Raw genomic sequence first — 17,463 nt, 5'->3', positions numbered from 1 at the left:
TTAGTTTGCAAAGCCGGTGAACCGGCGCACCGATTGCCCGTCGGTCAGGGAATTGCCGCCCGTGACCACGATCTCTTGGCCATCGGACAACCCTTTGGTCACGCGCACATCACCGCTGACGGTGGGTTCGATCCCGACCTGGGTCCGGGTTACAGTGCCTTCATCGCCCCCAACAGGGTCGAACACCATGACGCCGATGTCCCCGTCGGGCGTTGTGACAACGGCGGTCGGCGGGATCACGATCCCGGTGCGCCCATCCTTGACCTGAACCGAAACCGTCACCGACGAACCAGGCAGGATCTGACGCCCCTCGGGCGGGGTCAGACCAAAGTTGATACGAAACGTTTGCCCGACGCTGGATGTTTCGGCGTCAAATTCGCGGATTTCCAGCGGAAAGACCTCATCACTGAACGGGAACTTGGCAGTGATGGTGACATCATCCTGCTGGCCCGCGCGCTGGAACAGGATCTCGGGCACATCAACCTCGATCCGCAATTCGGACATGTCGTGGATGCGGACGATGGGTGTACCGGTCGAAACGGTGGTAAAGGCCGCGACACTGCGGCGCGACACCAGCGCGTCGAACGGCGCGTTCAAAGTGGCGTGCTCCAAAGCATATTCCGCATCGCGCAACGCAATGGCAGCCAGGGCCGCGTTTGTCCCGGCGTCGTCCAGCGACACCTGACTGACGGTCGTGCCCTTCAGACGGCTGAGGCGCGCGACGGTCCGATCTGCCTGTTCTTTTTGCAGGCGCGCGCGGTTGAGTTGCAGCTCAAACGGCTCTTGATCCAACTGCGCAATCAGGCTCCCTTTGGGAACGACATTGCCCTCTGTCACCGGAAAATCGACGATTTGACCTGCAACCTGAAATGCCAGATCAACGGTTTGGCGCGCGGCAACCTGCCCATAGAACTGACGGGAAAATCCAGGGGCCGTTTCGGACACCTGCATCAGCTTGACGGGCTTGGGCGTCTCTTGCGCGGCCAAAGGCAAAGCCAAAAGGCCCATGGCAAAGGCAAATGTCTGGAGGAATTTCATTTCTTCAGTCCTTCGGGAATACCTGTTTTCAGGATGTTGTCACGGATCTTGCGCGACAATTGGGCAAAGATCTCTGTCTCTTGTGTGTTCAGGCCAGAGGCATGGCGAAACAGCTCTCCCACCTTGGCCACCAGATCGTTACGGGCGGCTTCGCCCTGCTCGGTCAACACCAACAGCCAGGCGCGCCGATCTTCGGGATCGCGTTGCCGCGTGACGTGACCGGCCTGTTCCAACGCATCCGCTGATGCGGTCACACTGGAGGGAGCCATCATCATGTCGCAGGCCAGAACACCCATCCGCTTGGGCCGATCCAGCTTGATTAGCATATGACTTTCTTGCCGTGTCAGGTCCGGCCGAATGGCGTCAATGTTTTCATCAACTTTCCAATAGAGCGCATAGACCCCCATCATCGCCTGGATCTCGGGACTGAGCCCATCCAGGACAAAGGGTTCGTCGTCTGCCATCATTTTTGTCCCATAATTTCCGCGCGATATACTTCAGATTTCGAAACATTCAAGACCCGAAGGTAAATTTCAAACCCCAACACTGGGTGCCGCAGGGTCACCTCCCCTTGATCATGGCACATTATGCACGCATTTTGGGCGAATCCGGCAGTTTTCAGGAGTCTGCAATGTACACACCCGCCATCACCGGGACCGGCGTCTATACGCCAGAGCACGTCATCACCAACGCCGAACTCGTCGAGGCGTTCAACGCCTATGCCGACAAGATGAACACCCAGAACGCCGACGCCATTGCCGCCGGAGAGATGGAGCCGATGGACCATTCGTCCGAAGAGTTCATCGTCAAAGCCTCAGGCATCCAGCGTCGGTTCGTGATGGACAAGACCGGTGTGCTGGATCCGGATGTGATGCACCCACTCCTGCGGCAGCGGTCCGACGATGAGCCGGGCATCATGACTGAAATGGCCGTGGACGCCGCGAAGAAGGCACTAGCGCAGGCTGGAAAGACAGCTGCGGATGTCGATGCAGTGATCTGCGCAGCCTCAAATCTGGAACGCGCCTATCCGGCCGTGGCCATTGAAATCCAGCAGGCGCTTGGGATCGAAGGCTTTGCCTTTGACATGAACGTCGCCTGCTCCTCGGCCACCTTTGGCATTCAGGCCGCTGCCGACATGGTGCGGTCCGGCTCCATCCGCTCGGCGCTGGTGGTCAACCCCGAGATTTGCTCGGCCCACCTGGAATGGCGCGACCGGGATTGCCACTTCATCTTTGGCGATGTGGCCACGGCCACGCTGATCGAACGGATCGAAGATGCCAATGGGCCCCACTTTGAAATCCTGTCGACCCGCTGCGCCACGCAGTTTTCCAACAACATCCGAAACAACAACGGCTTCCTGCGCCGCTCGCGCCCCGACGGGGTGAAAGACCGCCGCGACATGCAATTCATGCAAAACGGTCGCAAGGTGTTCAAGGAAGTGCTGCCCATGGTTTCACAGCACATTGCAGAGCATATGGGTGACAATGACGTGGCCAACACCGATCTGAAACGGATCTGGCTGCATCAGGCCAACAAAACCATGAACGACTTCATCGGCAAAAAGGTCCTGGGGCGCACACCGGAAGACGGCGAACAGCCCAACATCCTGCAGGATTACGCCAACACGTCGTCGGCCGGCTCGATCATCGCGTTCTCGCAAAACTCCGACGACCTGGATGAGGGCGACATCGGCCTGATTTGCTCTTTCGGGGCGGGCTATTCAGTGGGCTCCGTCATCCTGCGCCGCCACGCTTAATCATCGCGCAATCTGGTCCGAGAACCCGTTCCAATTCTTAGGATTGCGCGCGGAGCCGCTGCTTTGGTGAGCTCCGACGCGCCAATCTCCAAAAAGAGAGCGCGCTGCCCAAGGCGCGCATAATTTGACAACTCCCGGGGCTTAGGCTTTGACAGATACCCGTTCGTGGACCTGGTCGACGTTTTCCACGCGTTCGGAGTAGCGATCCACCAGATAGTCCTTGCGGCCGCGCACCATGTAGGTGAACTTTACCAATTCCTCCATCACATCCACGATGCGACGATAGAACGGGCCATCGGGCAACCGATCGCCTTCCGCAAACTCCAACCAAGCTTTTGGAATTGAGCTTTGGTTAGGGATCGTCACCATCCGCATCCAGCGGCCCAGAATGCGCATCTGATTGACCGCGTTGAATGACTGCGACCCTCCCGACACCTGCATGACTGCCAAGGTCTTGCCTTGAGTGGTGCGAATGCCCCCTTTCAGCGACAAAGGAAGCCAGTCGATCTGCAGCTTCATGATCCCGGTCATGGCCCCGTGCCGTTCAGGCGAGGACCACACCATCCCTTCGGACCAAACCGCCAACTCGCGCAATTCGGCAACTTTGGGGTGATCGGCATCCGCATCATCCGTCAAAGGCAACCCTGAAGGATCGAAAATCCGCGTTTCACAGCCCAAGGCCTGCAGAATGCGAGCGGACTCCTCAACCGCTTTGCGCGAATAACTGACCTCGCGCAGCGACCCGTAGAGCAGCAATATGCGCGGCGCATGACCATCATCACTTGCATCCGCCAAACCCTCGGGCGCAATGGGATACAGCGCGCCGGGCACGATTTCAGGAAGATCACTCAAGTCCACGAGGTCAGGCGCTTTCTTCTTCCAGATGCAATTTCATGTCGATCAACACCTGTTGCAGCGCAACGGTTTCGCGCAGCAGGCGCTTGGCCTCGTTCACCGTGATGATGCCATCCTCGATCGAGACCTGATACTCGCTCATCAACATGGCAAACCGCTGGCTCAGCGCAATGACATCCGAGTTCACGCCGCCTTCACGGTCGTGGTTGGGATGGCGATCATCATACGACAAGGTGATGTTGCGCAGTTCCGCCAGTGCGGAGGTGACATGAGGATAGGATGAAGCTGCCTCCAACCGGGCCACCGAATCCACCGGCATGAACCGGTCCGAATGCTCTGCGTTTTCCGAATAGTATCTGCCCAGTGTTGCCTTGGACTTTCCCGTCAACTCACAAGCCGCTTCTATACCCACATCCTTGACCAAGGCCTCGGTGTGTTTCTTGAGGTACGCCCCGATATCGGCCATTTGCACCCTTTCCCAAACCATCGCGCCTGTCGTCCCATGCTTAGGGGAAAGGCCCGAAATATTTCCCATTCATGAGTTCTAATCCAAATGTCATATCTTGGCTATCCCTCAGGTTTTCTGGGATTTTGTGAGTGAGTGAACGGCGATTTTTTGGCCGGTAACAAGTTGATGCATAGGCAATAGACTCAGCATCTGTTTTGTCATCGCATTGCGATGCACAAGTGTCATCACCGGGCTCTAGCGTGTCGTCCATCCCCAGCAAGCTCAGCTTGCGGACAGTCCCGCCTCCGGTGATGGCATCTTGTGCCAATTTTTCCTCTAACGGGGTTGATGTCATCTTGTCCCCTGAAGGGTCGCCCCTTAGACGAAGGGGCATGGCAAAGCTCTACTTCAACTACTCGACCATGAACGCCGGCAAATCGACCGTTTTGCTGCAGGCGTCGCACAACTACCGCGAACGCGGGATGGACACTTATCTGATGACAGCTGCGCTTGATGGGCGATCCGGCGTTGGACGGATTGCCTCGCGCATTGGCATCGGGGCCGAGGCGGATGTGTTTGGCGCAGCCGATGATGTCTTTGCCATGATCGAGGCGCGATTGGCGCAAGAAAAAGTCGCTTGCGTCTTTGTCGATGAAGCGCAGTTTCTGAGCGAGGATCAGGTTTGGCAATTGGCGCGCGCGGTCGATGATCTGAAGGTGCCCGTGCTGTGTTACGGCCTGCGCGTGGACTTTCAGGGCAAGCTCTTTCCAGGATCTGCCACTCTGCTGGCCCTGGCCGATGAAATGCGCGAAGTCCGCACCATTTGTGAATGCGGTGGCAAGGCCACGATGGTGATTCGACAGGACGAAAACGGCAAGGTTCTGCTGGACGGGGATCAGGTGCAGATCGGCGGGAACGAAACTTACGTCTCACTGTGTCGCAAACACTGGCGCGAGGCGGTTGGCGACCTGGCCAAGACCACTGCCCCCTCAGACTAGACGCACCAGACCCGCCACAGGTGCCCGCAGCGCGCCAAAGGCGCGCTGCCCGGCCCAACAGGATATGTTGCATCTTCGATGCGACGTCTCCTGGCGGGAGCGCCCCCCCTTTAGTTCACCGGGTTCGGCAGATCCTGACCCGCCACAAAAGCCGCCACGTTGTCGAGCGCCATATGTCCCATGCTGGAACGCACCTCTTCGGTCGCGGTCCCCAGATGCGGCAGCAAGCTCACGTTTTCCAACTGGATCAGACGCGCAGGGATACGCGGCTCGAACTCGTAGACATCAAGGCCCGCACCCGCGATATCACCGCTTTCGAGGGCTGCAATCAACGCCGTCTCGTCTACCACCTCGCCCCGGGCGATGTTGATCAACATCGCAGTTGGTTGCATGGCGCTCAGAATAGGCGCGTCGATCAGATGCTGCGTCTCCGGCCCGCCAGGCACGGCAACCACAAGAAAATCGACCTGCCCTGCCAAGCTTTCCAGACTACCTGCCCGTGTTGCCGTGAACTCCAGAGACTTTTCGCTGCGGGCAATATAGGCAACCTTCATACCGAAGCCGAAATGACACCGGCGCGCGATGGCTTGGCCGATGCGGCCCATGCCCAAGATGCCAACGGTTTTGCCGGTCACATGGGTTCCCAACATCTGGGTCGGGTGCCACCCTTTCCAGCCACCGGACCGAACCAATCGCTCGCCTTCCCCGGCGCGCCGCGCCGTCATCAAGATCAGCGTCATGGCAATGTCTGCCGTGGCATCGGTGACGGCGCCTGGCGTATTCGTCACACGAATTCCGGCTGCCTTCGCTGCCTGAACGTCGATGTGGTTATAGCCCACAGCGAAATTGGCCAGCAAACGACAGCGCGGCTTGAGCTCCGCTGCAAACACCTCGGCCGAAAACAGATCCCCCAGCGTGGGCACTACCACATCGAAATCGTTCAACGCGCGCTGCATCTCTTCGCGGGTCAAAGGCAGGGTGCTCTCGCGAATCTCTACGTCAAAGTCGCGCCGTGCGCGGGCCTCGACCTCGGCTGTCATGGGCCGTGTGATCCAAAGCTTCATCAGTGCATCCGCCCGCCGAGCGGTACCTTGCCGTCCGGGCCGATCAGCACGATCTCGCCCTTTTCATCCGGCAGCCCCAGCACCAGCACCTCGGACATGAACTTGCCGATCTGGCGCGGAGGGAAGTTCACCACCGCCATCACCTGTTTGCCCACAAGACTGGCAGGATCATAATGCGCCGTAACCTGAGCCGAGGTCTTGCGCTCGCCGATCTCGCCACCGAAATCGATCCACACCTTGATCGCGGGCTTGCGCGCCTCGGGGTAGTCTTCGGCCCGGATCACTTCGCCCACGCGGATGTCCACCTTCATGAAGTCGTCAAAACTGATCTCAGCCACCCGACAGCTCCTTTGATCGGTTGGTCGCCGCTGCGACCGCTCGGTTCAACAGCGCCGGGAAGCCGTCGCTCTCGCTCATCAAAACCTCCAACGCAGCCTGCGTTGTCCCGTTTGGAGAGGTCACGTTCACCCGCAATTGGCTGGGATCTTCCTCTGCCGCCTCAGCCAAAGCGCCAGCCCCTGCGACCGTGGCTTTGGCCAGTTGCATCGCCATCGCTTCGGGCAGGCCCTGCGCCACGCCTGCGGCGGCCAGAGTTTCGATCAGGTGGAACACATAAGCCGGACCCGAACCGCTGACGCCGGTGACAGCATCCATCTGTGCCTCGCTCTCCAGCCGCACGGTCTGACCCACGGCGGACAAAAGCTTATCAGCCAGATCCAACTGGGCCTCGGCCACTTCGGAATTGCCGATAAGAGCCGTGATACCACGCCCAACGGCGGCGGGCGTGTTGGGCATCGCCCGAACGATCGGGGTTTGTGCACCCAAGACCTCTTCGAATGTGCCAAGTGTCGTGCCCGCGGCGACCGAGACAAAGAGCGTCTCGCCATTGCCCATGGCCTGCATAGACGGCAGCGCCTCTCCCATCATCTGCGGTTTGACGGCGATCAGCACGATGGCGGGGGCGGCAGGCAATTCTGCATTCACGTGCACGCCCTGTGCCTGGACCCAGTCCGACGGATACGGGTCGATCACCCAAACAGATGATGCGGGCAAGCCCCCGTCGAGCCAACCCGCCAACATTGCCGAGCCCATTTTGCCGCAGCCCAGAAGCACAAGCCCCCGGTCCGCCACATAAGACATATCCATGAAAAGTGCCCCTCGCCTGATATCGGTTCAGGGCACAGCTTTACGCCCGGCCATAGGCCTCTGCAATGGCGACCTGCATCGCCTCGGACGGGGAACGACCACCGTAAACCATCAACTGGATTGCCGGGTAGTACCGCTCGGCGCTCAGCACGGCCGCATTGATCATCGTGTCGATCTGTTCCGGGCTTGCCACCTGACCACCTGCCAGAACCAGACCGTATTTATAGACCATCAACTGCTGTGCTGCCCAATATGTGAACCCACCGGCCCAGCACTGGTCATTCATCGCATTGAGCAGCTCATAAATCTGCGGCAGCGCCTCTTCTGGCGGCTCCATCTCGAATGTGCAGACCATGCGCAGGGTTTCATCATACCCGGACCAGGCCAGAGTGATGGAATATGTGCGCCATTGCCCCTCGACCGCCATTGCGATCTGATCATCGCCGATACGGTCGAATTCCCAATCGTGATGCTCGGCCAGATGCTCGACAATGTCGATCGGGTGAATGTCTTCTTCCAGATACTGCTCGGAAAGTGCCATGGTGCCACCTCATTCATCTCTAGCTGTTTGGGGCTGGCAGCGCCCCCAATGCTAGGTGTCTGCTCTAGAAGCCGGGGCGATCCCCCGTGCCTCTACTAGATATGGTGCGGTGTAGGTGAGACTCTGACAACCCCTATTTTTGGGGATAAAGCCAATAAGTTGTGGGCAACTCGACACGACGCCCAAAATATCGACAGTTTTGTCAGCTTTTTCTTGCGAATGTCACAGTTCTTGGCAAGATACACCCCGACGCGACAGCTGTGATGGCTCTCGCGGCAGGGTTTCTTTCGTCAAATTTTGGACATTTGCGCGTCTGATCGACTGATCCGGCGGGATCAGTCGTTCTGCTTGGCTTCCAGAGCGGCGATACGCGCGGCCAGAGCTTCGTTTTCTTCGCGTGCTTTTTGGGCCATGGCGCGCACCGCGTCGAACTCTTCGCGGGTGACGAAATCGCGGTCAGCCAGCCAACGGTCCATCAGCGACTTCATCGCCGTTTCCGCCTCGTCCTTGGCGCCTTGTGCCACGCCCATGGCATTGGTCATCAGTTGCGAAATATCGTCGAGCATCTTGTTGCGGGTCTGCATCTGTCTTCTCCGTGTCGAAGTTGTTCCCTATATGGGCAACAACAAGGTCGGCCACAAGGTTGACTTGCCCCCTTAGGCACAGGCATTGAGACGCACATGCAGGCAGTACTGACTTTCCCCGACTTTTCCCCCGAACTGTTTTCGATCTCGCTATTCGGGTTCGATTTCGCACTGCGCTGGTATGCGCTGGCCTATATCGCGGGCATCCTGATTGCCTGGCGGCTTGGGGTTGCAGCGCTGCAGCGCCCCGCGCTTTGGCCCGGAGACACCCCACCACTGACCACCCAACAGCTGGAGGATCTGCTGACCTGGATCATCCTGGGTGTCATTCTGGGTGGGCGCCTTGGTTTTGTCCTGTTCTATCAACCTGCCTATTACCTGGCGAACCCGGCCGAGATCCTAATGGTCTGGCAGGGTGGCATGTCATTTCATGGTGGCCTTTTGGGTGTGGTCATTGCCAGTTGGATCTATGCCCTGCGCCACAATATACCCAAACTCAGCCTGGCCGATCTTGTGGCACATGCGGTGCCGCCGGGGCTGCTGTTGGGACGGCTTTCGAACTTTATCAATGCCGAGTTGTGGGGCCGCCCCAGCGACGTGCCGTGGGCTTTTGTCTTTCCCGGCCCTGCCGCGCAGAATTGTCCTGACGTGGTCGGCCTGTGCGCCCGCCACCCCTCGCAACTCTATGAAGCAGCGATGGAGGGGCTGATCCTGGGTGTCGTCTTGCTGTGGCTGGTATACCGTCGCGGCGCGTTCAAGATGCCTGGTTTCGCCGTGGGCTTGTTCCTGAGCGGCTATGGCCTGGCCCGTTTCCTGGTCGAGTTCGTGCGCCAGCCGGACGCGCAGTTCATCTCGCCCGGCAACCCCTTGGGGCTGGCCTGGCATGTGGGCGGGTATGGCCTGACGATGGGTCAAATCCTGTGCCTGCCGATGATGGCGCTTGGGCTGTGGCTGATCTGGTCGGCCAGAACCCGAGCTGCCCAGGTGCCCGCGCAATGACACTCAAACGCGTGTTGCTGGAGCGTATCGCCCATTCCGGGCCGATGACGGTTGCAGATTACATGCAAGACTGCCTGCTGCATCCCGAGCACGGATATTACGCCAAGCATGAGCCGTTTGGCACCAAAGGGGATTTCATTACCGCGCCAGAAATCAGCCAGATGTTTGGCGAGCTGTTGGGCCTGTCACTGGCCCAAAGCTGGCTGGATCAAGGGCGCCCTACCCCCTTCACGCTCGCGGAACTGGGGCCGGGTCGCGGGACATTGATGGCAGATATGTTGCGGGCCACGCGCGGTGTATCGGGGTTTCTTGAGGCCGCGCAAATCGTTCTTCTCGAAGCTTCGCCCCGGTTGCGCGAAGTTCAAGCCAAGGCACTGGCGGATTTTGCCCCCAAGTGGATCAACGACACCTCGGAACTGCCCGATCGTCCCCTGTTTCTGGTCGCCAACGAGTTTTTTGACGCGCTGCCGATCCGGCAGTTTCTGCGCTCTGGCACAGGCTGGTCCGAGCGCATGATTGGTGCCTCGGATTCAGACGACCTGATGTTCGGCCTGGGAACCGAAACACCGCAACCCGCGCTGGAGCATCGTCTGGGCGACACAAAAGACGGCGATCTGGTCGAGCTGTGTGAGGCTGCTCCGCGCATCATTCAAGACACCGCTACGCGAATCGCACAGCACGGAGGCGCGGCCTTGGTGATCGACTATGGCGATTGGCGCTCGCTTGGGGACACGTTGCAAGCCTTGCAGGCCCATGCCCCAGTTGATCCGCTGGACGACCCCGGCCGGGCCGACCTGACCGCACATGTCGATTTCGAAGTGATCGCCGGTTCTGCTGCCATAGCAAAGTGCAGGCACAGCCGCTTGACCCCGCAAGGCGTGTTTCTGGAACGCCTTGGCATCACTGCACGGGCCCAGTCCTTGGCCAAGGAACTCGGCGGAGCCCAGCTTGATGCACTGATCAGCGCGCATCGACGGTTGACGCACCCCGAAGAAATGGGAAACCTGTTCAAAGTGCTGGGTCTCTTCCCCCCCCAGGCAACGCCTCCACCAGGACTGGAACCATGACGCTGGAAATTCTCACTTCGGATCTCCTCTCGCCGGTACACCACGGCTTCTTCACCCGTCGTGGCGGTGCATCATCTGGCATTTTCGCAGGATTGAACTGCGGCACGGGCTCCAGCGATCAGAGAGAGGCGGTTGTTATCAACCGGGCCCGTGTGGCCGAGGCCATGGGGGTTGAGCCGGATGGGTTGGCAGGCGTTCATCAGGTGCATTCTGCGGACGTCGTCACCCTGCACGCCGCGTCGGACGAACGCCCAAAGGCGGATGGGGTGGTGACAGCTACCCCCGGCGTGGTGCTGTCGATTCTTACAGCGGATTGCCAACCGGTGTTGTTTTCCGATCCCCAGGCAGGCGTCATCGGGGCAGCCCATGCCGGGTGGAAGGGCGCGATGGACGGCGTGCTTGAAGCGACGCTGGATGCGATGGAAAATCTGGGCGCCAACCGGACCGACGTAATTGCCGTCATTGGCCCCACCATCTCGCAACGCGCCTATGAGGTCGGACCCGAGTTTTTGGACAGATTCCTGGACGCTGATGCGGACAACGGTCGTTTTTTTGCCAATGGCGACGGGGATCGGATGCTGTTTGATCTGCCTGGCTATGGCTTGCACCGATTGCGCGCAGCAGGTGTGCAACACGCCGAATGGACGCGGCATTGCACCTATTCTGATCCGGATCGATTCTACTCGTACCGGCGCACGACACATGCCAAGGAAGCCGATTATGGTCGGTTGATTTCAACCATAAGGTTGTAAGCTCTGGTAGGATTGTGACCAAATCTGCTCCAGTTTGGTCACAATTGCCCACCCAAGAGTCACACCCCTTGACGCCAAATCGCGTCCACAAACGTGTTTGTCCCATAGTTACAGAACCTTACCACAATTAGGACATCACTAAAATTGCGTTAACCGCGTTTTCCTCGCTCCCCTGATTTTTCCCCGGATCAGCCAAATCCCTGCCGCAATGCGCGTCGATATTGGGTTCAACCAAGGAAACACGGACCGAATGGCCCGGACCATAGGCAGGAGCAGCCCCATGAAACCCAAAGCACGTTTTCTGAATTCAGTCGTCGACACCGCAAACAAATGTGACGTGCAGATGCCTTGGGCCCGTGGTGCGCGTCGCGCGGCGATGATTGCCCGCCGCGACGGTCAGACAAAGCTGCGTCTGGTCAAATCGGCCTGAGCCGAAGAAATACCGCCCGATGCCGGACGCTGCCCCTGACCGGCCGGGCAAAAAACCGACCTCGCCCCTGAGGCGAGGTCGGTTTGGGGCAAACTGTAGCAAAACCGGCGGATTACCCGTCAAACTGGAAACAAAACTCGAAGGTCAGCCTGACTGTCTGCAAACAGCGCCCCAAAACCAGAAGGTTTTTTGACAAATTTAATCAACGCTCGGCATATTCTCAGCCGATTCAGATGTGGACTAAGAACTCAGTCCATCTGACGTTGTCGGTGGGGGCCGACGCAGATGCGACCCGAACAGAAAGGGCCGAATACGCTATGACGATCCCCCACTCCCTTACCCGGGCTGCGCGGAATGCTGTCGAAACCAGCACTATTCTGCAAGATCCCGCGGCCCTGCGCGCACCCGCCCGTCCGCAGTTGCGCCGCTATCAGATCACCAGCTTGCTGGACAACGGCAATATCGTGGAAACACGTCAGATCGCACCCGCCCTACCCCTGTTTGAAAACGCCTTTTGCGCCTTTAGCCGGGGATCTCTGGTAGAAACGGATTGTGGTCCGATGGCGATCCAGGACCTGTTGCCCGGAGACCGCGTGATCACGCATGACGGCTCGGCCCAGGAGGTCGTCTGGAAAGGCTCGACCACGCTGATTCCCGGCAAGCCCGATTTACGTGGCCGCACCCATCACCTGACCCGTTTCATGGCCGACACCTTTGGCATGCAAAAGCCGATGTCCGGCGTGATCGCGGGCCCGGCCGCCCGGCTGCTGTCCACCCCAGGCCATCTGCGCGCAATTGCCGACGGCCAGCCCATTCTGACACCGGTGCAGGAATTCATCGACGGCATGAACGTGATTGAAACCGCTCCGCCCACGCCGGTCGAACTGTTCCACATCTGCCTGCGCAAGCACGCGGTCATCAACGTCGATGGCCTGCAATTCGAAACCTATCATCCCGGGGTCAACGCTGTGCGCGTGATCAGCCACGCGATGCGCAGCCTTTACCTGAACCTGTTTGCACACATCGATAAATTAACCGATTTCGGCCCGCAGATATTCCCACGTGCGGGTGAAGGGCAAATCGACAGCCTATCTGCCTGAGGAGTTCACATGGACATTTTGATTTGGTGGGTCGGTTGCATCCTGGCAGCCACCCTGCTGCCAACTGCACGATCACCCGAGTTGTCTGTTCAGCCGGTCAAGCCGTCCGGTTCAGACGCTCCTCAAGGATGTCAAAAGGAACGCCGGGCTCGTCCTTCGCACCGCGAATGACAAGCGAGGTCTTTACGCTCGCCACGTTCGGCGTGCTCAACAGTTCGCCGGTCAGAAAGCTCTGAAAGCTGCTCAGGTCGGGTGCCACGCATTTCAGGATGAAGTCCACTTCGCCATTGAGCATGTGGCACTCGCGCACCAGCGGCCATTGGCGACAGCGTTCTTCAAAGGCAACCAGCTCTGATTCGGCCTGACTGTCCAGACCGACCATCGCGAACACCTGAACCTCAAACCCCAGTTCGCGCGCATTCACGTCCGCGTGATAGCCTCGGATCAAACCCGCCTCTTCAAGCGTACGCACGCGCCGCAGACAAGGTGGGGCAGATATACCCACGCGTTTGGCCAATTCCACATTGGTCATCCGCCCGTCAGCTTGCAGTTCTGACAGTATCTTGCGATCAATCGGATCCAGTCGTGTTGCGACCATGAAAAGCTCCCTCACATTGCGTTTCTTATAGCAGCGCCCCAAGCGGGCGCAATAATGTTTCGCCGCAGTATCGTCACGATAATTTTCGACTACGGAATTTATGTGCGGGCGCCTTGCTCCGCTTGCGTTGCCGTTCTGCAACCCTGCGTGTTTGGGGGTTTAAGAGGCCCCCTGCCGTCGCTATATCCATCCCCCGACGGATGGCGCTGCTGCCATCACACGCATTCGAGCAGATCATAGGGGGTCATGATGGCCGAAACACGTCACACCAAAGTTCTGATCATCGGTTCAGGGCCTGCAGGCTACACCGCTGGTGTTTATGCCAGCCGCGCCATGCTGGAACCGATTCTGGTTCAGGGTATTGAGCCCGGCGGTCAGCTGACCACCACGACCGAGGTCGAGAACTACCCCGGTTTCACCGAGGTCCAGGGCCCCGACCTGATGATCAAGATGCAGGAGCATGCCCAGGCCATGGGGTGCGAGATCATCGGCGACATCATCACCGATCTGGACCTGTCGAAACGTCCCTTCACCGCCAAGGGCGACAGCGGCTCGGTCTACACCGCTGACGCTGTCATTCTAGCCACTGGCGCGCGCGCCAAATGGCTGGGGATGGAGAGCGAAGAGAAATTCAAGGGCTTTGGCGTTTCGGCCTGTGCCACCTGCGACGGCTTTTTCTATCGCGGACAAGAGATCGTGGTTGTAGGCGGCGGCAACACCGCTGTTGAAGAGGCGCTGTTCCTCACGAACTTTGCATCCAAAGTGACGCTGATCCACCGCCGCGACGAGCTGCGCGCCGAAAAGATCCTGCAGGACCGCCTGTTCAAGAACGAAAAGATCGAGACCCTGTGGTTCAACCAGCTGGACGAGGTCTATGGCACCGACGCGCCGCTTGGCGTCGAAGGCGTCAAGGTCAAGAACGTGCAAACCGGCGAGATCACCGACATCCCCTGCAAGGGCGTCTTTATCGCCATCGGCCATGCCCCGGCCAACGAGCTGGTCAAAGACTCGCTTGAGACCCACATGGGCGGTTATGTGGTGACCGAGCCCGGCACCACACGCACGTCGGTGCCCGGGGTTTTTGCCGCCGGCGACCTGACCGACCACGTGTATCGCCAAGCCGTCACAAGCGCCGGCATGGGCTGCATGGCGGCGCTTGATGCCGAACGGTTCCTGGCCGAACAGGAATGACAGACACCGCCCGCCACATCGCCCGAATTCAGGGGCGGTTTTGGCGGGCGGGTTTTCTGGGGCAAGAGCATGACCTGCTCAGTCCCGCCCGCGCACCGCGAGGACGCTGGCATCATAGTGGTCAAAAAGCGCTTTATCTGTCTCAAACACCCGAAGGCTGCCAAGTCGCGTTACGGGTATATGTTCAACCCCAAGATCCACCACGCGCGATTTTTCCATTTGCTGTCGAAAACGCAACTGTCGCCGACCTTCGGTCCCATCAGGCTCGCGAACTTTGGAGTGTCTCGTTGGACGACATTCATGCTTTCTGGGCAGAGCGTCATGCAAAAGGAGAGGTTTCACCCACGTGGCACCTTGGCGACCGGTTGCGGGCCCAGGGACTGGACGGGTTGCTGACCCCCTCGCGCTCGCGGCCGGACCTGACCCATCTTTCACTCTTTCGCTGGAACGCTGCGGACGGACCAAAGATCAGAAGAGATGGCCCGTCACAGGCTTTTGACCCGCACTATTAACCTAGGCAAACAGGACAAAACCCTATAGGCCAGCTTTCTCGCATACATATGAGGACCGGCCCGAATGTCCCAGAACACTGCCAGCCACGATTTCGCCGCCCAGCAGGCTGAAACCTTTGCGGTTTATGCTGACCTCCAGTCCAAACATGGGCTGCCCGAAGTGGCGGATGTGGATTACTTTTTCGTCCCCACCTCGGACGAGGCTGACTGGCGCCCCCTGGCAGATGTGCTCAGCCGCCAGGATTATGTCTGCCAGTACATCGAAGACGATGAGGGCGAAGGTCCCTATCTGATGGCGACCCTGCCCGAACAGGTCGTGTCAGCCTCCAGCATCTGGATCGGCGAAGAAGTCGCGACCCAGGCCGCGCTTGAACATGGGTTCGCCCCTGACGGCTGGGGTCTTGAAGCCTAAGATCCGGACGCAAAAACAAACATCACCTGCGCCTTGACCACGCTCGGGCCCTGCCGTCACAGTGGTCCGAGTTGGGAGCAAGCTCGGGAGGCCCCCCTTGGCAAGCGCACTCTGGCGCGGAAATTGGCAGACGCGGGCCCGGATCGTCACCGGCCTGATCCTGTTCATCTACGCCTTCTTTCATTTCATCAACATTGGCATGGGCCTGATCTCGACCGACCTGATGGACGGGATGGAGGAAGTCATGCGCAGCATCATCCGCAACCCTGTGGGTAGCGGTGTACTCTATACAGCGCTGGTCCTGCATGCGGGTTTGGCTCTGGCCAAGGTGGCCGGGCGCCGAACCCTGCGGATGCCCATCAGCGAGGCGTTGCAGGTTGTTCTGGGTCTGGTCATACCCCTGCAATTGATCGCGCATCTGGTACAGACGCGGTATGCCCACGAGCTTTTCGATGTGAATGACGAAATGAGTTATCTCATCATCCTGATGTGGCCATCATCGGCGATCTGGAAGCAAAGCGGGCTGATGCTGGTTGTCTGGATTCACGGCTGCATTGGCCTTCATTTCTGGCTGCGACTGCATCCCCTTTGGCAAAAGTTCAGTCCTTATCTGATTGGTGCCGCGGTTCTGGTACCCGCCTTTGGTTTGGCCGGGGTGCTGACCGAAGGGCGCCGGATGTATGACATCTTCATCGATAATGACCTGCGCCCCGAATATATGGAGTATTTCAACTGGCCGTCGCGCGAGACATTCCAGGCGCTTTTTGTGGCGACAGAACAAGGAACAATAGTGTTCTGGTCGTTGCTTGGCCTGACTGCGGCGGTCTATCTGGGCCGCAAGCTTTTAGCGCGCCGCCGGTCGGTAAGAATCTCATACGTCCAAGGACCCCGCATCACATCCGAAAAAGGCATGACACTTCTCGAGATGTCGCAAGCCAACGGTGTGCCCCACACGGCGCTTTGCGGTGGCAAGGGGCGCTGCACCACCTGCCGCGTTGTGGTTGAAGAAGGCATCGACCTGTTGGAACCGCCGTCCGAGGCCGAAGCGCGCAGCCTGCGCGCTGTCAAAGCCGCGCCCAACACGCGGCTGGCCTGTCAGATCCGCCCAACCAACCCTGCGACCGTGTTCCGGGTGTTCCGCCCCGACGGGCAACGCAATCGGGCGCACAAAAGCCAGGGGCAGGAACGACAACTGGCGATTCTGTTTCTGGACATGCGCGGCTTTACCGCCCGCACCACCGGACAACTGCCTTATGATGTGGTGTTTCTGCTCAACCGGTTCTTTGACGCGATTGTTCCATCCATCGTGCAAGCGGGCGGCACAGTGGACAAATACCTGGGCGACGGGTTGCTGGCCGTTTTTGAAACCACCGACACGCCAAGCTCGGCCAGGGCAGCCTTGAAAGCCGCCGCTGAAGTTGGTCGCGCGCTAGAGGCGTTCAATCAGACGCTCGACACAGAAGGCGACCCAAGCGTGCGGATCGGGATCGGTGTGCACCTGGGCAATCTGGTGCTGGGAGAGATCGGTTCGGCCGGACATGCGCCACGCACGATCATCGGCGACACCGTCAATGCGGCAAGCCGATTGGAGGGGCAGACCAAGGAATTAGGCGTCGAACTGCTGGTGTCCGAGGCCGTCCTGAACGAAGCCGGGGTCGATGTGACATCACTGGAGTTGCAGAGCTTTGAGCTGCGGGGGGTCTCGGAATCGTTGCGCGCCCTGCCGGTCAAACGCGCTGTTGAGCTGGATGACCTGCCGGAATTGTTCTCTGGCCAGACGACAGCCCCCCGTTGAAGCATCGTTCTGACAAACAGGCATCCGGGTTCAAACGCATACACCCCGAATTCTTCCCATTATGTGCGATTCCATCACACACCGTCCTTAGTTTGTGTTGACCTTATGGACTTTACCCGCGTCACGGGGATAGTACCCGTTTTTGAGGCATTCACACATACGAACAGGACTCAAAGA

The 17,463-nt window shown here is 59.1% G+C and carries 22 protein-coding genes; 11 read left to right on the top strand and 11 right to left on the bottom strand.

Annotated elements, in window-relative coordinates:
• Together TRM7615_RS09300 and TRM7615_RS09295 are read right to left on the bottom strand one after the other, a co-directional pair.
• Entirely contained in the window at positions 1-1,038 is a 1,038-nt protein-coding gene (locus TRM7615_RS09300) for an efflux RND transporter periplasmic adaptor subunit (RefSeq protein WP_108786763.1), read from the bottom strand.
• A complete protein-coding gene (locus TRM7615_RS09295; RefSeq protein ID WP_306417723.1) occupies positions 1,035-1,505 on the bottom strand; it encodes a MarR family winged helix-turn-helix transcriptional regulator in 471 nt (156 codons plus the stop codon). Before TRM7615_RS09295 ends, TRM7615_RS09300 begins: the two co-directional genes overlap by 4 nt.
• A 164-nt stretch (positions 1,506-1,669) precedes the next feature.
• On the opposite strand from TRM7615_RS09295, the gene TRM7615_RS09290 reads away from it, so the two are divergent.
• A complete protein-coding gene (locus TRM7615_RS09290) occupies positions 1,670-2,794 on the top strand; it encodes a beta-ketoacyl-ACP synthase III (RefSeq protein WP_108787265.1) in 1,125 nt (374 codons plus the stop codon).
• A 141-nt stretch (positions 2,795-2,935) separates the two neighbouring features.
• Here TRM7615_RS09290 and arsH read toward each other — a convergent pair whose 3' ends face one another.
• Genes arsH through TRM7615_RS09275 form a run of 3 tightly spaced genes read right to left on the bottom strand, consistent with a single transcriptional unit; the run spans position 2,936 to position 4,452 of the window.
• Positions 2,936-3,652, bottom strand: a complete 717-nt coding sequence (gene arsH / locus TRM7615_RS09285; RefSeq protein ID WP_268877552.1) for an arsenical resistance protein ArsH — start codon at positions 3,650-3,652, stop codon at positions 2,936-2,938.
• A 4-nt stretch (positions 3,653-3,656) separates the two neighbouring features.
• Positions 3,657-4,115, bottom strand: coding sequence for a hypothetical protein (locus TRM7615_RS09280; RefSeq protein WP_108786759.1), 459 nt, complete (start codon positions 4,113-4,115; stop codon positions 3,657-3,659).
• A 40-nt stretch (positions 4,116-4,155) separates the two neighbouring features.
• Positions 4,156-4,452, bottom strand: coding sequence for a hypothetical protein (locus TRM7615_RS09275; protein ID WP_125133663.1), 297 nt, complete (start codon positions 4,450-4,452; stop codon positions 4,156-4,158).
• Positions 4,453-4,489: 37 nt separating this feature from the next.
• Between TRM7615_RS09275 and TRM7615_RS09270 the strand changes: the two genes are divergently transcribed.
• The gene (locus tag TRM7615_RS09270) at positions 4,490-5,095 is read left to right on the top strand and encodes a thymidine kinase (protein ID WP_108786755.1); all 606 of its coding nucleotides are present in this window, start codon (positions 4,490-4,492) and stop codon (positions 5,093-5,095) included.
• A gap of 110 nt (positions 5,096-5,205) precedes the next feature.
• On the opposite strand, the gene TRM7615_RS09265 is transcribed toward TRM7615_RS09270, so the two are convergent.
• From TRM7615_RS09265 to TRM7615_RS09245, 5 genes are all read right to left on the bottom strand, one after another.
• On the bottom strand, positions 5,206-6,159 hold the full coding sequence (locus TRM7615_RS09265; RefSeq protein WP_108786753.1) for a 2-hydroxyacid dehydrogenase: 954 nt from the start codon (positions 6,157-6,159) through the stop codon (positions 5,206-5,208).
• Positions 6,159-6,497: a tRNA-binding protein gene (locus tag TRM7615_RS09260; RefSeq protein ID WP_108786751.1), complete on the bottom strand. Its 339-nt coding sequence runs from the start codon at positions 6,495-6,497 to the stop codon at positions 6,159-6,161. The genes TRM7615_RS09265 and TRM7615_RS09260 overlap by 1 nt, the downstream gene beginning before the upstream one ends.
• The gene (gene proC, locus TRM7615_RS09255; protein ID WP_108786749.1) at positions 6,490-7,305 is read right to left on the bottom strand and encodes a pyrroline-5-carboxylate reductase; all 816 of its coding nucleotides are present in this window, start codon (positions 7,303-7,305) and stop codon (positions 6,490-6,492) included. The genes TRM7615_RS09260 and proC overlap by 8 nt, the downstream gene beginning before the upstream one ends.
• Positions 7,306-7,345: 40 nt before the next feature.
• Positions 7,346-7,846, bottom strand: a complete 501-nt coding sequence (locus TRM7615_RS09250; RefSeq protein WP_108786747.1) for a type III secretion system chaperone family protein — start codon at positions 7,844-7,846, stop codon at positions 7,346-7,348.
• A gap of 335 nt (positions 7,847-8,181) precedes the next feature.
• Positions 8,182-8,430 carry an accessory factor UbiK family protein gene (locus TRM7615_RS09245; protein ID WP_108786745.1) on the bottom strand — a complete coding sequence of 83 codons (249 nt, stop codon included), beginning with the start codon at positions 8,428-8,430 and terminating at the stop codon, positions 8,182-8,184.
• A 96-nt stretch (positions 8,431-8,526) separates the two neighbouring features.
• Between TRM7615_RS09245 and lgt the strand changes: the two genes are divergently transcribed.
• The 5 genes from lgt to TRM7615_RS09225 all read left to right on the top strand — a co-directional run bounded on the left by lgt (position 8,527) and on the right by TRM7615_RS09225 (position 12,778).
• Positions 8,527-9,429, top strand: a complete 903-nt coding sequence (gene lgt, locus TRM7615_RS09240) for a prolipoprotein diacylglyceryl transferase (RefSeq protein WP_108786743.1) — start codon at positions 8,527-8,529, stop codon at positions 9,427-9,429.
• Positions 9,426-10,496 carry a class I SAM-dependent methyltransferase gene (locus TRM7615_RS09235; protein ID WP_108786741.1) on the top strand — a complete coding sequence of 357 codons (1,071 nt, stop codon included), beginning with the start codon at positions 9,426-9,428 and terminating at the stop codon, positions 10,494-10,496. The genes lgt and TRM7615_RS09235 overlap by 4 nt, the downstream gene beginning before the upstream one ends.
• On the top strand, positions 10,493-11,248 hold the full coding sequence (gene pgeF, locus TRM7615_RS09230; protein WP_108786739.1) for a peptidoglycan editing factor PgeF: 756 nt from the start codon (positions 10,493-10,495) through the stop codon (positions 11,246-11,248). The genes TRM7615_RS09235 and pgeF overlap by 4 nt, the downstream gene beginning before the upstream one ends.
• A gap of 280 nt (positions 11,249-11,528) precedes the next feature.
• Positions 11,529-11,678 (top strand): hypothetical protein, encoded by a 150-nt coding sequence (locus tag TRM7615_RS25530; RefSeq protein ID WP_165821402.1) that lies wholly within the window; start codon positions 11,529-11,531, stop codon positions 11,676-11,678.
• A 317-nt stretch (positions 11,679-11,995) separates the two neighbouring features.
• Positions 11,996-12,778 carry a Hint domain-containing protein gene (locus tag TRM7615_RS09225; RefSeq protein WP_108786737.1) on the top strand — a complete coding sequence of 261 codons (783 nt, stop codon included), beginning with the start codon at positions 11,996-11,998 and terminating at the stop codon, positions 12,776-12,778.
• A gap of 97 nt (positions 12,779-12,875) precedes the next feature.
• Here TRM7615_RS09225 and TRM7615_RS09220 read toward each other — a convergent pair whose 3' ends face one another.
• Positions 12,876-13,376, bottom strand: a complete 501-nt coding sequence (locus tag TRM7615_RS09220; protein WP_108786735.1) for an Lrp/AsnC family transcriptional regulator — start codon at positions 13,374-13,376, stop codon at positions 12,876-12,878.
• A gap of 249 nt (positions 13,377-13,625) precedes the next feature.
• Here TRM7615_RS09220 and trxB point away from each other — a divergent pair, with 249 nt between their 5' ends.
• The 4 genes from trxB (at position 13,626) to TRM7615_RS09200 (ending at position 17,286) form a co-directional block, all read left to right on the top strand.
• Complete coding sequence (gene trxB, locus TRM7615_RS09215) at positions 13,626-14,567, top strand: thioredoxin-disulfide reductase (RefSeq protein ID WP_085796263.1); 942 nt, start codon at positions 13,626-13,628, stop codon at positions 14,565-14,567.
• On the top strand, positions 14,564-15,079 hold the full coding sequence (locus TRM7615_RS26210) for an RES family NAD+ phosphorylase (protein ID WP_108786733.1): 516 nt from the start codon (positions 14,564-14,566) through the stop codon (positions 15,077-15,079). Before trxB ends, TRM7615_RS26210 begins: the two co-directional genes overlap by 4 nt.
• A gap of 64 nt (positions 15,080-15,143) precedes the next feature.
• Entirely contained in the window at positions 15,144-15,491 is a 348-nt protein-coding gene (locus tag TRM7615_RS09205; RefSeq protein ID WP_108786731.1) for a ribonuclease E inhibitor RraB, read from the top strand.
• A gap of 97 nt (positions 15,492-15,588) precedes the next feature.
• Positions 15,589-17,286 carry an adenylate/guanylate cyclase domain-containing protein gene (locus TRM7615_RS09200; protein WP_108786729.1) on the top strand — a complete coding sequence of 566 codons (1,698 nt, stop codon included), beginning with the start codon at positions 15,589-15,591 and terminating at the stop codon, positions 17,284-17,286.
• Positions 17,287-17,463: the final 177 nt, after the last annotated feature.

The organism is Falsiruegeria mediterranea M17, assembly GCF_900302455.1.
Lineage (GTDB): Bacteria > Pseudomonadota > Alphaproteobacteria > Rhodobacterales > Rhodobacteraceae > Falsiruegeria > Falsiruegeria mediterranea.
Note: the sequence above shows the minus strand (reverse complement) of the source record. Positions and strands in the feature narration are given on the sequence as shown.

Bases quoted from the DNA above. Each gene is read 5' to 3' on its own strand.
- TRM7615_RS26210 (WP_108786733.1), top strand. From the start codon at position 14,564: ATGACAGACACCGCCCGCCACATCGCCCGAATTCAGGGGCGGTTTTGG.
- TRM7615_RS09290 (WP_108787265.1), top strand. From the start codon at position 1,670: ATGTACACACCCGCCATCACCGGGACCGGCGTCTATACGCCAGAGCAC.
- TRM7615_RS09275 (WP_125133663.1), bottom strand. From the start codon at position 4,452: ATGACATCAACCCCGTTAGAGGAAAAATTGGCACAAGATGCCATCACC.
- TRM7615_RS25530 (WP_165821402.1), top strand. From the start codon at position 11,529: ATGAAACCCAAAGCACGTTTTCTGAATTCAGTCGTCGACACCGCAAAC.
- TRM7615_RS09225 (WP_108786737.1), top strand. From the start codon at position 11,996: ATGACGATCCCCCACTCCCTTACCCGGGCTGCGCGGAATGCTGTCGAA.
- TRM7615_RS09205 (WP_108786731.1), top strand. From the start codon at position 15,144: ATGTCCCAGAACACTGCCAGCCACGATTTCGCCGCCCAGCAGGCTGAA.
- TRM7615_RS09300 (WP_108786763.1), bottom strand. From the start codon at position 1,038: ATGAAATTCCTCCAGACATTTGCCTTTGCCATGGGCCTTTTGGCTTTG.
- TRM7615_RS09295 (WP_306417723.1), bottom strand. From the start codon at position 1,505: ATGATGGCAGACGACGAACCCTTTGTCCTGGATGGGCTCAGTCCCGAG.
- TRM7615_RS09270 (WP_108786755.1), top strand. From the start codon at position 4,490: ATGGCAAAGCTCTACTTCAACTACTCGACCATGAACGCCGGCAAATCG.
- lgt (WP_108786743.1), top strand. From the start codon at position 8,527: ATGCAGGCAGTACTGACTTTCCCCGACTTTTCCCCCGAACTGTTTTCG.
- TRM7615_RS09265 (WP_108786753.1), bottom strand. From the start codon at position 6,159: ATGAAGCTTTGGATCACACGGCCCATGACAGCCGAGGTCGAGGCCCGC.
- TRM7615_RS09250 (WP_108786747.1), bottom strand. From the start codon at position 7,846: ATGGCACTTTCCGAGCAGTATCTGGAAGAAGACATTCACCCGATCGAC.
- TRM7615_RS09235 (WP_108786741.1), top strand. From the start codon at position 9,426: ATGACACTCAAACGCGTGTTGCTGGAGCGTATCGCCCATTCCGGGCCG.
- TRM7615_RS09245 (WP_108786745.1), bottom strand. From the start codon at position 8,430: ATGCAGACCCGCAACAAGATGCTCGACGATATTTCGCAACTGATGACC.
- trxB (WP_085796263.1), top strand. From the start codon at position 13,626: ATGGCCGAAACACGTCACACCAAAGTTCTGATCATCGGTTCAGGGCCT.
- TRM7615_RS09220 (WP_108786735.1), bottom strand. From the start codon at position 13,376: ATGGTCGCAACACGACTGGATCCGATTGATCGCAAGATACTGTCAGAA.
- TRM7615_RS09280 (WP_108786759.1), bottom strand. From the start codon at position 4,115: ATGGCCGATATCGGGGCGTACCTCAAGAAACACACCGAGGCCTTGGTC.
- proC (WP_108786749.1), bottom strand. From the start codon at position 7,305: ATGGATATGTCTTATGTGGCGGACCGGGGGCTTGTGCTTCTGGGCTGC.
- pgeF (WP_108786739.1), top strand. From the start codon at position 10,493: ATGACGCTGGAAATTCTCACTTCGGATCTCCTCTCGCCGGTACACCAC.